This window comes from Streptococcus sp. 477 (genome assembly GCF_013277295.1).
GTDB classification, from domain to species: domain Bacteria; phylum Bacillota; class Bacilli; order Lactobacillales; family Streptococcaceae; genus Streptococcus; species Streptococcus pseudopneumoniae.
Genome location: NZ_VMMQ01000014.1, coordinates 39,066 through 53,051, shown reverse-complemented (window position 1 = coordinate 53,051; position 13,986 = coordinate 39,066). Strand labels below are relative to the sequence as shown.

At 39.9% G+C, this 13,986-nt stretch carries 15 protein-coding genes; all 15 read left to right on the top strand.

The window, feature by feature from the left end; all coding sequences use genetic code 11:
• Positions 1 to 8: 8 nt before the first annotated feature.
• Entirely contained in the window at positions 9 to 1,175 is a 1,167-nt protein-coding gene (gene aroC, locus HT691_RS02630; protein ID WP_138706228.1) for a chorismate synthase, read from the top strand.
• Positions 1,176 to 1,184: 9 nt separating this feature from the next.
• Complete coding sequence (locus tag HT691_RS02625; protein ID WP_001140489.1) at positions 1,185 to 2,288, top strand: prephenate dehydrogenase; 1,104 nt, start codon at positions 1,185 to 1,187, stop codon at positions 2,286 to 2,288.
• A 10-nt stretch (positions 2,289 to 2,298) separates the two neighbouring features.
• Positions 2,299 to 2,448, top strand: a complete 150-nt coding sequence (locus HT691_RS02620) for a hypothetical protein (protein WP_001124152.1) — start codon at positions 2,299 to 2,301, stop codon at positions 2,446 to 2,448.
• A gap of 243 nt (positions 2,449 to 2,691) precedes the next feature.
• Positions 2,692 to 2,892, top strand: a complete 201-nt coding sequence (locus tag HT691_RS02615; RefSeq protein ID WP_138706229.1) for a hypothetical protein — start codon at positions 2,692 to 2,694, stop codon at positions 2,890 to 2,892.
• A gap of 53 nt (positions 2,893 to 2,945) precedes the next feature.
• On the top strand, positions 2,946 to 3,284 hold the full coding sequence (locus HT691_RS02610) for a YlbF/YmcA family competence regulator (protein WP_000065969.1): 339 nt from the start codon (positions 2,946 to 2,948) through the stop codon (positions 3,282 to 3,284).
• 90 nt (positions 3,285 to 3,374) lie between these two features.
• Positions 3,375 to 4,658 carry a 3-phosphoshikimate 1-carboxyvinyltransferase gene (aroA, locus tag HT691_RS02605; protein WP_000769893.1) on the top strand — a complete coding sequence of 428 codons (1,284 nt, stop codon included), beginning with the start codon at positions 3,375 to 3,377 and terminating at the stop codon, positions 4,656 to 4,658.
• A complete protein-coding gene (locus HT691_RS02600; protein WP_001151365.1) occupies positions 4,651 to 5,127 on the top strand; it encodes a shikimate kinase in 477 nt (158 codons plus the stop codon). The genes aroA and HT691_RS02600 overlap by 8 nt, the downstream gene beginning before the upstream one ends.
• The gene (pheA, locus tag HT691_RS02595) at positions 5,124 to 5,972 is read left to right on the top strand and encodes a prephenate dehydratase (protein ID WP_000686437.1); all 849 of its coding nucleotides are present in this window, start codon (positions 5,124 to 5,126) and stop codon (positions 5,970 to 5,972) included. The genes HT691_RS02600 and pheA overlap by 4 nt, the downstream gene beginning before the upstream one ends.
• Complete coding sequence (gene psr, locus HT691_RS02590; protein ID WP_000032344.1) at positions 5,969 to 7,243, top strand: polyisoprenyl-teichoic acid--peptidoglycan teichoic acid transferase Psr; 1,275 nt, start codon at positions 5,969 to 5,971, stop codon at positions 7,241 to 7,243. Before pheA ends, psr begins: the two co-directional genes overlap by 4 nt.
• 278 nt (positions 7,244 to 7,521) lie before the next feature.
• Positions 7,522 to 8,367, top strand: a complete 846-nt coding sequence (locus tag HT691_RS02585; RefSeq protein ID WP_023932760.1) for a phosphorylcholine transferase LicD — start codon at positions 7,522 to 7,524, stop codon at positions 8,365 to 8,367.
• A complete protein-coding gene (locus HT691_RS02580) occupies positions 8,357 to 9,460 on the top strand; it encodes a glycosyltransferase (RefSeq protein WP_171039248.1) in 1,104 nt (367 codons plus the stop codon). The genes HT691_RS02585 and HT691_RS02580 overlap by 11 nt, the downstream gene beginning before the upstream one ends.
• A gap of 1 nt (position 9,461) precedes the next feature.
• Complete coding sequence (locus HT691_RS02575; RefSeq protein ID WP_023932758.1) at positions 9,462 to 10,448, top strand: glycosyltransferase family 2 protein; 987 nt, start codon at positions 9,462 to 9,464, stop codon at positions 10,446 to 10,448.
• Between the two features lie 15 nt (positions 10,449 to 10,463).
• Positions 10,464 to 11,933, top strand: coding sequence for an O-antigen polysaccharide polymerase Wzy family protein (locus HT691_RS02570; protein ID WP_138699323.1), 1,470 nt, complete (start codon positions 10,464 to 10,466; stop codon positions 11,931 to 11,933).
• Positions 11,926 to 12,960: a prephenate dehydratase gene (locus tag HT691_RS02565; RefSeq protein WP_138699322.1), complete on the top strand. Its 1,035-nt coding sequence runs from the start codon at positions 11,926 to 11,928 to the stop codon at positions 12,958 to 12,960. Before HT691_RS02570 ends, HT691_RS02565 begins: the two co-directional genes overlap by 8 nt.
• Positions 12,961 to 13,161: 201 nt before the next feature.
• The gene (mecA, locus tag HT691_RS02560; RefSeq protein WP_000782675.1) at positions 13,162 to 13,899 is read left to right on the top strand and encodes an adaptor protein MecA; all 738 of its coding nucleotides are present in this window, start codon (positions 13,162 to 13,164) and stop codon (positions 13,897 to 13,899) included.
• Positions 13,900 to 13,986 lie beyond the last annotated feature (87 nt).

Below are 13,986 nucleotides of genomic sequence, written 5' to 3'. Positions count from 1 at the left end.
GAGAGTGTATGAGATATTTAACTGCAGGAGAATCACACGGCCCCCGTCTGATAGCTATCATTGAGGGAATTCCAGCTGGGCTTCCTTTGACAGCTGAGGATATCAATGGCGACCTTAAACGCCGTCAGGGTGGCTACGGCCGCGGTGGTCGTATGAAAATTGAGAGCGACCAAGTTATCTTTACTTCGGGCGTTCGCCACGGGAAGACGACAGGGGCGCCTATTACCATGGATGTCGTCAATAAGGACCACCAGAAATGGCTGGACATCATGTCTGCAGAGGACATTGAAGACCGCCTTAAAAGCAAACGAAAAATCACCCATCCTCGTCCAGGTCACGCCGACTTGGTTGGGGGCATCAAGTACCGTTTTGATGATTTAAGAAATTCTTTGGAGCGTTCATCAGCTCGTGAAACCACCATGCGGGTAGCAGTGGGGGCAGTGGCCAAACGCCTCTTGGCTGAGCTGGGTATGGAGATTGCTAATCATGTCGTGGTTTTTGGTGGCAAGGAAATCGATGTTCCTGAGAATCTCACAGTTGCTGAGATTAAGAAACGAGCTGCCCAGTCTGACGTTTCTATTGTCAACCAAGAACGGGAACAGGAAATCAAGGATTACATTGACCAAATCAAGCGTGACGGTGATACCATCGGTGGGGTTGTGGAGACAGTCGTTGGAGGTGTTCCAGTTGGTCTTGGTTCCTATGTCCAATGGGACAGAAAATTGGATGCAAGATTGGCCCAAGCAATTGTTTCTATCAATGCTTTTAAAGGGGTGGAATTTGGTCTTGGATTTGAAGCTGGTTATCGTAAAGGCAGCCAAGTCATGGATGAAATTCTCTGGTCTAAAGAAGACGGTTATACCCGCCGTACCAATAATCTAGGTGGCTTTGAAGGTGGTATGACTAATGGGCAACCCATCGTTGTTCGCGGCGTGATGAAGCCCATCCCTACTCTCTACAAACCACTTATGAGTGTGGATATCGAAACCCATGAACCCTACAAGGCAACAGTCGAAAGAAGTGATCCGACCGCTCTTCCAGCAGCAGGAGTGGTTATGGAAGCCGTTGTGGCAACGGTTCTGGCACAAGAAATCCTTGAAAAATTCTCATCAGACAATCTAGAGGAATTAAAAGAAGCGGTAGCCCAACACCGAGATTATACAAAGAACTATTAAGGAGTTCCTATGGCAAAAACAATCTATATCGCAGGTCTTGGTTTGATTGGAGCCTCTATGGCACTTGGTATCAAACGCGATCATCCAGATTATGAAATTTTAGGGTATAATCGCAGTCAAGCTTCGAGAGATATTGCCTTGAAAGAAGGCATGATTGACCGAGCAACGGATGATTTTGCCAGTTTTGCTCCTCTGGCTGATGTCATCATTTTGACCTTGCCAATCAAGCAGACCATTGCTTTTATACAGGAGTTGGCAGGTTTGAACTTGAAAGAAGGGGTCATTATTTCAGATGCTGGTTCGACCAAGTCAGCCATTGTGGATGCGGCGGAGCAGTATTTGGCTGGCAAGTCTGTTCGCTTTGTCGGGGCCCATCCCATGGCTGGTAGTCACAAGACAGGGGCAGCTTCTGCGGATGTCAATCTTTTTGAAAACGCCTATTATATCTTCACACCTTCGAGGCTGACAAGTCAGGACACGCTTAAGGAAATGAAGGATCTGCTTTCAGGTCTTCATGCTCGTTTTATCGAGATTGATGCCCAGGAGCATGATTGTGTGACTTCTCAGATTAGCCATTTCCCTCATATTCTGGCTTCTAGTCTCATGGAGCAGACTGCGGTCTATGCTCAAGAACATGAGATGGTAAGGCGCTTTGCGGCCGGTGGTTTTCGAGATATGACCCGAATTGCGGAAAGCGAGCCGGGTATGTGGACCTCTATTCTCTTGTCCAATCGTGAGACTATTCTAGACCGAATTGAGGATTTTAAGGAACGTTTGGAAGCGATTGGTCAGGCCATTAGTAAGGGGGATGAAGAGCAAATTTGGAATTTTTTTAACCAAGCGCGTGAACAACGCCAGACCATGGAAATCCATAAGCGTGGTGGTGTGGATAGCTCTTACGACCTCTATGTTGACGTTCCTGATGAAGAAGATGTCATCCTGCGGATTTTGGAACTGCTACGTGGAACTTCCTTGGTTAACATCCACATCAACGAGGAAAATCGTGAAGATATTCACGGAATCCTACAAATTTCATTTAAAAATGCTCAAGACTTGGAAAGAGCCGAGCATCTCATAACAGAAAATACCGACCACACAGTCGTCATCAAATAAGGAGAAAAATATGCCTAAAATAGAGCTTAAATTCATATTTGGTGTTATCTTTATTTCTTTTATCTTACTTAGAGCTTACGCTGTTAAAAAAGATGTGAAAACTACTTCAGAAGCCAGTGTTGAGACAAAAAATGAACCATCCAACAAGGAAATAAGTTAAGAGAAAACCAATTCAAAGTATGTAGACGATAGAATTATTAATGAGTTTATCAATAGCTATAATCAAAATTCTAATAGCCCATTAGAAAATATCAAAAAAGGAAATATAAAAATAAAATATAAAAGTAAATATTTCGCATCAAGCTACGGATACTACTTAGAGCTTTTACATGCAAATGATACTGATAAAATCAATGTAACAATAAATCAGACAAATGAAAATAGTGAATCTGGTGTTGCAGGAATGAAAGAAGTATTTCATGATATTGTTAAATCGATTGAATCATCCTTATCTGATGATGAGATAGAGAACTATTTTGATAATCTTATGTCAAATGAAATAAAAACAGGTTCTAATTTAGGAACTTTGAAGATAGAGTATATACCAGATAAGGAATTAAGCAATGGACATTCAAGAGGTCATATAAAAGTGATTGCACAATAATAAAGACCACAGAGTGACTAGTAATTTAAAAAGAAATGAATAAGGAGAAAATCATGTCAAATATTTACGATAGTGCAAACGAACTCAGTCGCGGTCTACGCGAATTACCAGAATACAAGGCTGTTAAAGCAGCTAAAGATGCGATTGCAGCAGATGCTGAGGCAAGTAAAATCTTTACAGAATATGTTGCCTTCCAAGAAGAAATTCAAAGACTAGCCCAGACAGGGCAAATGCCAGACGCATCCTTCCAAGCGAAAATGGAAGGCTTTGGTAAACAGATTCAAGGGAACAGCCTCTTGTCAGAATTCTTTACCAAGCAACAACAATTGGCCATTTACCTTTCTGACATTGAAAAAATTGTTTTCGAACCAGTTTCAGAATTGCTAAAATAAGAAAAGAACTATCCTAAAGTCAGAATTTTTAAGGAATTTCTGGCTTTTTATGATAAAATAGGTAAAAGTATTGCAAGTATGAGGTCCAGTATGAAACTAAAAACAAACATTCGCCACTTACATGGCAGTATCCGCGTTCCAGGTGACAAGTCTATCAGCCACCGTTCCATTATCTTTGGAAGTTTGGCTGAGGGTGAGACCAAGGTTTATGATATTCTGCGAGGTGAAGACGTTCTTTCGACCATGCAGGTTTTTCGTGACCTTGGTGTTGAAATTGAGGACAAAGATGGGGTTATTACCATTCAAGGTGTGGGTATGGAAGGCTTAAAAGCTCCGCAAAATGCCCTTGATATGGGAAATTCTGGTACCTCGATTCGCCTGATTTCAGGTGTCCTTGCAGGTGCAGATTTTGAAGTAGAAATGTTTGGAGACGACAGTCTTTCCAAACGTCCTATGGATCGTGTGACGATTCCTCTGAAAAAAATGGGCGTTAGCATTTCGGGACAAACTGAGCGAGACCTGCCTCCTCTTCACTTAAAAGGGACGAAAACCCTAAGACCTATTCAGTATGAGTTGCCAATTGCCTCTGCCCAAGTCAAGTCAGCCTTGATCTTTGCGGCCTTGCAGGCTCAGGGGGAGTCAGTGATTATCGAAAAAGAGTGCACCCGTAATCATACTGAAGATATGTTGCAACAATTTGGTGGCCATTTAAGTGTGGAGGGCAAGAAAATCACAGTCCAAGGGCCACAAAAATTGACAGGACAGAAGGTGGTCGTACCAGGAGATATTTCCAGTGCAGCCTTTTGGTTAGTCGCAGGTTTGATTGTTCCAAACTCTCGTCTAGTGCTGCAGAATGTGGGTATCAACGAAACGCGCACCGGTATTATTGATGTCATTCGCGCCATGGGTGGAAAATTGGAAATGACTGAAATTGACCCAGTCGCTAAATCTGCTACCTTGACTGTTGAGTCTTCAGACTTGAAAGGAACAGAGATTGGCGGTGCCTTGATTCCACGTTTGATTGATGAATTGCCCATTATCGCTCTACTTGCGACCCAAGCCCAAGGTGTAACAGTTATCAAGGATGCTGAGGAACTTAAGGTCAAGGAAACAGACCGCATTCAGGTGGTGGCAGACGCCCTGAATAGTATGGGAGCAGATATCACACCTACAGCAGATGGAATGATTATCAAAGGAAAATCCGCTCTTTACGGTGCTAGAGTCAATACGTTTGGAGACCACCGAATTGGCATGATGACAGCCATCGCAGCTCTCTTGGTTGCAGATGGAGAAGTGGAACTTGATCGGGCAGAAGCCATCAATACCAGCTATCCTAGCTTCTTTGATGATTTGGAGAACTTGACTCATGGCTAAGGTGTTACTAGGCTTTATGGGTGCTGGCAAATCGACTATTGCAAGAGGTTTAGACCCAGACTACCTTGATATGGATGCTCTGATAGAGAAGCGTTTAGGTATGTCCATTGCGGAATTTTTCGCGGAAAAGGGCGAAGCGGCCTTTCGTCAGGTAGAGTCAGAAGTCCTAGCTAATTTACTACAAACAGACCAAGTCGTGTCAACTGGAGGAGGAGTGGTTATTTCTCAGAGAAATCGTGACTTACTCAAGACTAATACAGATAACATCTACCTGAAAGCAGATTTTGAAACCCTCTACCAACGTATCGCAGCTGATAAGGATAATCAGCGCCCGCTTTTTCTAAATAATAGCAAGGAAGAACTTGCAGCTATTTTCCAAGAAAGACAGGTTTGGTATGAGGAAGTGGCTAGTCGGATTTTGGATGTGACCAAGCTAAGTCCGGAGGAAATTATAGAGGAACTAAGATGAAAATTGCTTATCTAGGTCCCAAGGGATCATTTTCACACCATGTTGTGCAGACAGCTTTTCCTAATGAGGAATTGCAGGCTTTTGCCAACATTACAGATGTCATCAAGGCTTATGAGCAAGGATTAGTGGACTATTCTGTGGTGCCAGTTGAAAACTCTATTGAGGGTAGTGTTCATGAAACCTTGGACTATCTTTTTCATCAGGCTCACATCCAAGCAGTAGCAGAAATCGTTCAGCCTATTCATCAGCAGTTGATGGTGGTTCCAGGCCATACTAAGATTGAAAAGATTTTTTCACATCCACAGGCCTTGGCTCAAGGAAAGAAATTCATCGATGAACAATATCCAGAGGCTCAAATCGAGGTAACAGCTAGTACAGCTTATGCGGCCCGTTTTATTTCCGAACATCCAGACCAGCCCTTTGCAGCAGTTGCACCTAGAAGTTCTGCTGAAGAATATGGATTGGAACTGATTGCCGAGGATATTCAGGAAATGGAAGCCAATTTCACACGTTTCTGGGTTCTAGGAGCTGAAAAGCCTTCTATTCCCTTGCAAGCACAAACTGAAAAGATGAGTTTGGCCTTGACATTACCTGACAACCTTCCAGGTGCACTTTATAAGGCCCTGTCGACCTTTGCTTGGCGAGGAATTGACTTGACAAAAATTGAAAGTCGTCCACTCAAGACAGCACTGGGTGAATACTTTTTCATTATCGATGTGGATTATACCGATAAGGACTTGGTCCACTTTGCCCAAAAAGAATTAGAAGCGATTGGAATCCAGTATAAAATTCTGGGTGCCTATCCTATTTATCCAATATCAGACCATGGAAAGGAGAGAAGATGAGTAAAGAAAATCCCTTAAGTCATCATGAGCAGTTGCGTTATGATTATTTGCTAAAAAATATTCATTATCTCAATGAGAGAGAAAAAAATGAGTTTGCCTATTTGCAAGAAAAGCTAACTCTTGCTAGGGGAAATAGTAGCTCTAGCTTGGAACAAGAAAGAGAAGAGCAGGTTGACTTACCAAGCTATGCGAACCGGAGTCGCTCACAATCCAAATCACAAGCACTCTCTTTCCCTCCAAAAAAGAAAAGACGGAAGCTCCGTCTTAAACGAATTTTTATGGTGATTTTTTCACTTTTGGTCTGTGTGGCTTTGGCCATGGTATTCATGTTTTTGCGTGGTTACCAAGATGCTAGCGCAAAGAAAACTGCTGATGCTAAGGCAGCACAGGTTCAAGTCTTTAATGGTCAGGACACTAGAGATGGAGTTAATATTTTGATCATGGGGACAGACGGTCGAATCGGTCAAAATAGTGTTGAGACACGAACTGACTCTATTATGGTATTAAATGTCGGGGGCTCAGATAAGAAAATGAAGCTAGTCAGTTTCATGCGTGATAATTTGGTCTATATAGATGGTTATAGTCAAGTGATTAATGGTAGAAAACAGACAGATAACAAGTTAAACGTAGCCTACGAGTTAGGAGAACAAGAGGGGCAAAAAGGGGCAGAAATGGTTCGCCAAGTCTTGAAAGATAATTTTGACTTGGACATTAAGTACTACGCCTTGGTTGATTTCCAGGCCTTTGCCACAGCGATTGACACGCTTTTCCCTGATGGGGTGACGATTGATGCTCAATTTTCAACATTGAATGGGCGTCCCCTAACAGAAGCTACAGTCGGAGATGATTTATATGCTACCGAGACTGAGTCTCCAACCCAAACCATTAAAGTCGGAAAACAGCAGATGAATGGCTCGACCCTGCTCAATTATGCTCGTTTCCGTGATGATGATGAGGCGGATTACGGCCGTACAAAAAGACAGCAACAAGTTTTAACAGCAATTTTAGAGCAAATTAAAGATCCCACTAAACTTTTCACTGGTTCTGAAGCTCTTGGAAAGGTTTTTGCTATGACCTCAACCAACGTACCCTATACTTTCCTCCTAACAAACGGTTTATCTGTTTTGGATGGAGCAAAAAATGGTATTGAAAAATTGACGATTCCAGAACTGGGTGACTGGGTAGATGCCTATGATGTTTATGGAGGCTTGGGCTTGCTGGTTGATCAAAACAAATATCAAACCAAGCTCGCTCAAATGGGCTTGAGATAAGATAATACTCAATGAAAATTAAAGTGCAAACTAGGAAGCTAGCCGCAGGCTGCTAAAAACACAGTTTTGAGGTTGTAGATAAGACTGACGAAGTCAGTTACCTATACCTACGGCAAGGTGAAGCTGACGTGGTTTGAAGAGATTTTCGAAGAGTATAAGACAGAAAAATCAAAGTTTGATAGCTATTTGGATAGCAGTCAGGCTTTGATTTTTTACAGTCTGCAATAGATTTTCACCCCTTGTTTGTGGTATAATGAAACGATACGATAGAAAGAATAATGAACAATATGACTGATTTAAAAGCAATTCAGGCTCGTAGTCTGGAGATGGCTGAATATTTTGTGGCCTTTTGTAAAGAACATGATTTGCTCTGTTATCTCTGTGGCGGAGGCGCTATTGGTACCCTTCGAAACAAGGGATTTATTCCTTGGGACGACGACCTAGACTTTTTTATGCCTCGTAAAGATTATGAGAAATTAGCAGAATTATGGCCTCGTTATGCAGATGAACGTTATTTCTTGTCAAAGAGTTACAAGGATTTTGTTGATCGTAATCTTTTTATTACCATTCGTGACAAGGAAACCACCTGTATCAAGCCTTATCAGCAGGATTTGGATTTGCCACATGGTCTGGCCTTGGATGTTTTGCCTTTGGATTATTATCCGAAAGATCCAGCTGAGCGGAAAAAACAGGTTCGTTGGGCCTTGATTTATTCACTCTTTTGTGCGCAAACTATTCCAGAAAAGCATGGTGCTCTCATGAAATGGGGAAGTCGCATTTTACTGGGTTTGACTCCAAAATCTCTCCGTTATCGCATCTGGAAAAAAGCTGAGAAAGAAATGACTAAGTATGATTTGGCTGAGAGCGATGGAATCACGGAACTATGCTCAGGTCCTGGCTACATGAGAAACAAGTACCTAATCGAATCTTTTGAAGATAATCTTTTCTTGCCATTTGAAGGAACAGAGATGCCTATTCCAGTTGGCTATGATGCTTATCTCAGCACTGCTTTTGGAGATTATATGACGCCTCCGCCAGCAGACAAGCAAGTACCGCATCATGATGCTGTCATCGCTGATATGGATAAGTCTTATACAGAATACAAGGGAGAATATGGTGGCTAAGAAAAAAATCTTATTTTTTATGTGGTCTTTTTCTCTCGGGGGTGGAGCAGAGAAGATTCTGTCGACAATTGTTTCAAATCTGGATCCAGAAAAGTATGATATTGATATTCTTGAAATGGAGCACTTTGACAAGGGATACGAATCTGTTCCCAAGCATGTAGGCATTTTAAAATCCCTTCAAGATTATCGCCAAGCTAGATGGTTACGAGCTTTTTTGTGGAGAATGAGAATTTATTTTCCAAGGCTGACTCGTCGCTTGCTTGTAAAAGATGACTATGATGTTGAAGTTTCTTTTACCATTATGAATCCACCACTGTTGTTTTCTAAAAGAAAAGAAGTCAAGAAAATCTCTTGGATTCATGGAAGTATCGAAGAACTTCTTAAGGATAGCTCTAAAAGAGAATCACATAGAAGCCAGTTGGATGCTGCGAATACCATTGTAGGAATTTCAAAAAAGACCAGCAATTCTATCAAGGAAGTCTATCCAGATTATGCTTCTAAATTACAGACAGTCTACAATGGATATGATTTTAAGACTATTTTAGAAAAATCTCAAGAGAAGATCGATATCGAGATTGCTCCTCAAAGTATCTGTACCATCGGACGGATTGAGGAAAATAAGGGTTCTGACCGTGTGGTGGAAGTGATACGGTTATTGCACCAAGAGGGGAAAAACTATCATCTCTATTTTATCGGGGCTGGTGATATGGAAGAGGAACTGAAAAAACGAGTTAAAGAGTATGAGCTTGAAGACTATGTGCATTTCCTTGGTTATCAAAAAAATCCATACCAGTATTTGTCTCAGATGAAGATCCTCTTGTCTATGTCTAAACAAGAAGGTTTTCCTGGTGTTTATGTGGAATCCTTGAGCCTTGGAATCCCTTTTGTCTCTACGGATGTCGGAGGGGCTGAGGAATTATCCCAAGAAGGACGATTTGGACAAATCATTGAGAGCAATCAAGAGGCAGCTAAGGCAATTACGAACTACATGACCTCTACCTCAAACTTCGATGTCAATGAGGCTAGCCAATTCATTCAACAATTTACAATTGCCAAACAAATCGAACAAGTAGAAAAACTATTAGAGGAGTAGCATGGAAACTGCATTAATTAGTGTCATTGTGCCAGTCTATAATGTGGCGCAGTACCTAGAAAAATCGATAGCTTCCATTCAGAAGCAGACTTATCAAAATCTGGAAATCATTCTTGTTGATGATGGAGCAACGGATGAAAGTGGTCGCTTGTGTGATTCAATCGCTGAACTAGATGATAGGGTGTCAGTGCTTCATAAAAAGAATGAAGGTTTGTCACAAGCACGAAATGATGGAATGAAGCAGGCTCACGGAGATTATCTGATTTTTATTGACTCAGATGATTATATCCATCCAGAAATGATTCAGAGCTTATATGAGCAATTAATTCAAGAAGATGCGGATGTTTCAAGCTGTGGTGTCATGAATGTCTATGCTAATGATGAAAGTCCACAGTCAGCCAATCAGGATGATTATTTTGTCTGTGATTCCCAAACATTTCTGAGGGAATACCTCATAGGTGAAAAAATACCTGGAACAATCTGCAATAAGCTAATCAAGAGAGAGATTGCAACTGCCCTATCCTTTCCAAAGGGATTGATTTATGAAGATGCTTATTATCATTTTGATTTAATCAAGTTGGCTAAAAAGTACGTTGTTAATACCAAACCCTATTATTACTATTTCCATAGAGGGGATAGTATTACAACTAAACCCTATGCAGAGAAGGATTTAGCCTATATTGATATCTACCAAAAGTTTTACAATGAAGTTGTGAAAAACTATTCTGACTTGAAAGAGGTTGCTTTTTTCAGATTGGCCTATGCTAACTTCTTTATTCTGGATAAGATGTTGCTAGATGATCAGTATAAACAGTTTGAAGCCTATTCTCAGATTCATCGTTTTTTAAAAGGCCATGCCTTTGCTATTGCTAGGAATCCAATTTTCCGTAAGGGGAGAAGAATTAGTGCCTTGGCTTTATTCATAAACATTTCCTTATACCGATTCTTATTACTGAAAAATATTGAAAAATCTAAAAAATTACATTAGAACGGGGGTGAGCAAGTGATTGATGGAAAACGATTATTATTTAGTTTGACCATAGTCAGTTATGCCTTGACGCTAGTAAGTGGAATTGTGTATCTGTTTAATAATAACAATGTTAGCTTGCTTTCTACTTTATTGTTCTTACTGGTTAGTAGCTTAATTGCCTGCTGGAATGACATCAAGTATTACTTAATCCATTTTATTTTCTATTTAACCATTTTTGTCTTTCTGGTATCAAGACCGACCATTGATTATTTTAGGGATGGCGCTCTGGATACCTATCATCCCATAGCCTATCGTTTTGCCTTTATAGTTGTCATGGTTTCGATTCTGGGCTTGACGACAGGAGGCATCTTGGCTCGTTATTTCATAGCTAGGAAGAAAATAAAAGTAGCAAATATAGGAAATTCTCTAAAAGAGGTTTATATCAAGCGGTTACGCTTTGTTTCGCTAGGAGTTTTTCTTCTCACCTATCCTTTCTATTTCATTCGGTTATTCGAACGGCTCCTGTATCGCTTGCAGACTTCCTACTATGCCTACTATGCAAATTTTGAAAGTAAACTGCCTTATTTTACCTACATTTTGTCTACCTTTACGGTCTATGCAATGTGTATGTATCTGGCAACCAAGCCAAAGAAATTGCAGGCCACAGCAGTGCTTGTCTCCTTTATTGCAGCTAATACCATTCATTTGGCAATCGGGACACGAAATCCCTTTATTTTAAGTATTCTATTTGCTTTTGTTTATTACTTTATGCGGGAGCAAACTGAAAAAGGAAAATGGATTGGGTTTAAAGAAAAGTTAGCGATTTTTGTAGGTTCTCCTATTCTCATGTTAGCGATGGGAGTGCTCAATTATGTACGGGATAATGTCCAAGTTTCCCATACAGGTTTCTGGGATATCTTACTTGACTTTATCTATAAACAAGGAACTAGTTTTGGTGTCTTGGCTCGAGGTTTTCTATTTAACAGTAGCCTCCCTTACCGAGATTTCCGTAATTTTACTTTTGGTCCTGTTCTTGATTATTTTGCAAGGGGAAGTTTGGGGGCTATTTTCGGAGGAAAAGCCTTTGAACATACAACCAATAGTGTGGAACTAGCTATTGATAGTAATAGTTATGCTCACAATTTATCCTATCTTGTTTTGAACAAGGAATATTTGAAAGGACATGGTATCGGAAGTAGTTATATCATGGAGTTGTATACAGACTATGGTATGATAGGAGTCTTTCTACTTAGTCTCTTACTCGGTATGTTATTCATAGCCATGCTGCAAGTAGCCTATCGCTCTAGAACAATCCTATTTGCCTTGTCCTTACTCATCTTGAATAATCTATTCTTTATGCCTAGAAGTAGCTTTTCAGAAAGTTTCTTCAATTTATTTACAATGCAATTCTGGGGAATTGTTCTTGTGATGGTATTTGTAGCAAAAATGCTTACAAAAGAGAACCAGTATCTACTCAACAAAGGAGAAAAAAATCATGTTTGAACATTATTCAGTAGCTGATTTGTTTGCAAATCTTTATAAAAAACGAAAAGTAAATATTTTAGCTCTCATCGTTTTATTTGCTCTCATTGCTGTACCATTTACAATTAAAGCAGTTAGGAATAAAAACACTGTCAAAGATACAACAAGTTATTCAACTTATCTTAGCTATAAAATCACTCCTCCAGAAGACTCAGCTAAAACAATTTTGAATCATCAAATTGGTGGTTATAGTGATTTTTATGGGAAATTGATTGATGGTAATTTGAATGGAGCTTATCTTTTCAATGATGTAGAACCCAGTGAGTTGAAAAAAATTGCCAGTGAATTAGACACGACAGAGACAACCTTGAAAAATTCAACGAATGATTATTGGTGGAAAAAATTGACCGTCTACTATATGATTGACGATGCAGGGGTTGGTGTGAAAATTTTGACATCAAGTAAAGATGCTAATGATTTGTTAGAGCGAAAAATTGATGGATTGATTGAGAAATTTAAACACACTTTTGCAAATGTAAAAATTGAAAAATTGGAAACCATCAACTCTAAAGAATTGAATGCAAACGGTGAGACAGCGCTTGGATTGAATGTGAAGAATTTGATTCTCCGTTTAGCTGTTATTGGAGTAGTCTGTGTGATTTTGGTTGTGATGGGAAATGTATTGGTTTATCTCTTTAATCCAACAATCAATAGAGCAGGTGATTTTTCTCAGTATCAAATTGATTTTGTAACAGAGATTACAACAATTGCTAACCTAGCAGATGTCTTGTCATACAAAAATGCTGGACAAGAATTAACAATCGTTAGCTCAAATAAAGCTATCCTAGATAAATTGAAACAGAGTCAAGAGGCTTTAAAAGGAATGCATTTTGTAGATTTACAGGATGTATCATCTCTTTTGGAAAGAGATACAGTCCTTCTTGTTGAAGAGTACGGAGTGACTCGTTATAAGAAATTTGAACAAAGTCTTCAAATTCTTAGAAACTTAAATCGTTCTATCCTCGGTGTAGCAACCTTTAAACTATAAGCTTTCTGATGTATTAGGTCTTCAAAGTCGAACAAGAAGTTTGATTTTGAAGGCTTTTTCTATCTGTCTGCAGAAATTTTCTCTTGGAGTCTCCTATAGAAAGACCCTAGGGAAAATCTATCCGTATAGAGGAGCCTTCTTTTGATAAAATCGTAAAAATCTAGTATAATAGATAGAACTGAAAGTATGAGGTTACTAGCAATGAAAATGAAACAAATTAGTGATACAACTTTGAAAATCACGATGTCTTTAGAGGATTTGATGGATCGTGGCATGGAGATTGCTGACTTTCTTGTCCCTCAAGAAAAAACAGAAGAGTTTTTTTATGCTATCTTGGATGAGTTAGAGATGCCTGATAGCTTTCTAGATACAGGTATGTTGAGCTTCCGTGTGACTCCAAAACCTGATAAGGTTGATGTCTTTGTAACCAAATCAAAGATTGACCAAAATCTAGATTTTGAAGATTTATCGGATTTACCAGATATGGAAGAATTGGCTCAAATGTCGCCAGATGAGTTTATTAAAACCTTAGAAAAGAGCATCGCAGACAAAACTAAGGATGATATCGAAGCGATTCAATCTTTAGAGCAAGTCGAAGCCAAGGAAGAAGAGCAGGAGCAGGCTGAACAAGAAGCTGAGAGTAAGAAAGAACCTTACATCTACTACATCCTTTCTTTTGCTAAGTTGGCTGACTTGGTGGCTTTTGCTAAGACAGTGACTTTTGAGATGGAAACTTCTGAACTCTACAAGATGAATGAGCGCTATTATTTGACCATTTTAGTGGATATTGAAAATCATCCAAGTCCATATCCAGCTTGGCTGTTGGCCCGTATGCGCGAGTTTGCGGACGATAGTGACATCAGTCGTTCAGTCTTGCAGGAGTATGGCCAAGTCTTGATGAATCACGATGCAGTGACCAATCTGCAAAAGATTGGATAATCACTTCTGGAAAATTATTTCTAGATTTTAGGAAGAGCGAATCATCAGATTCGTTTTTTTCTTTTCTAGACTGAAATAGTGATTTAC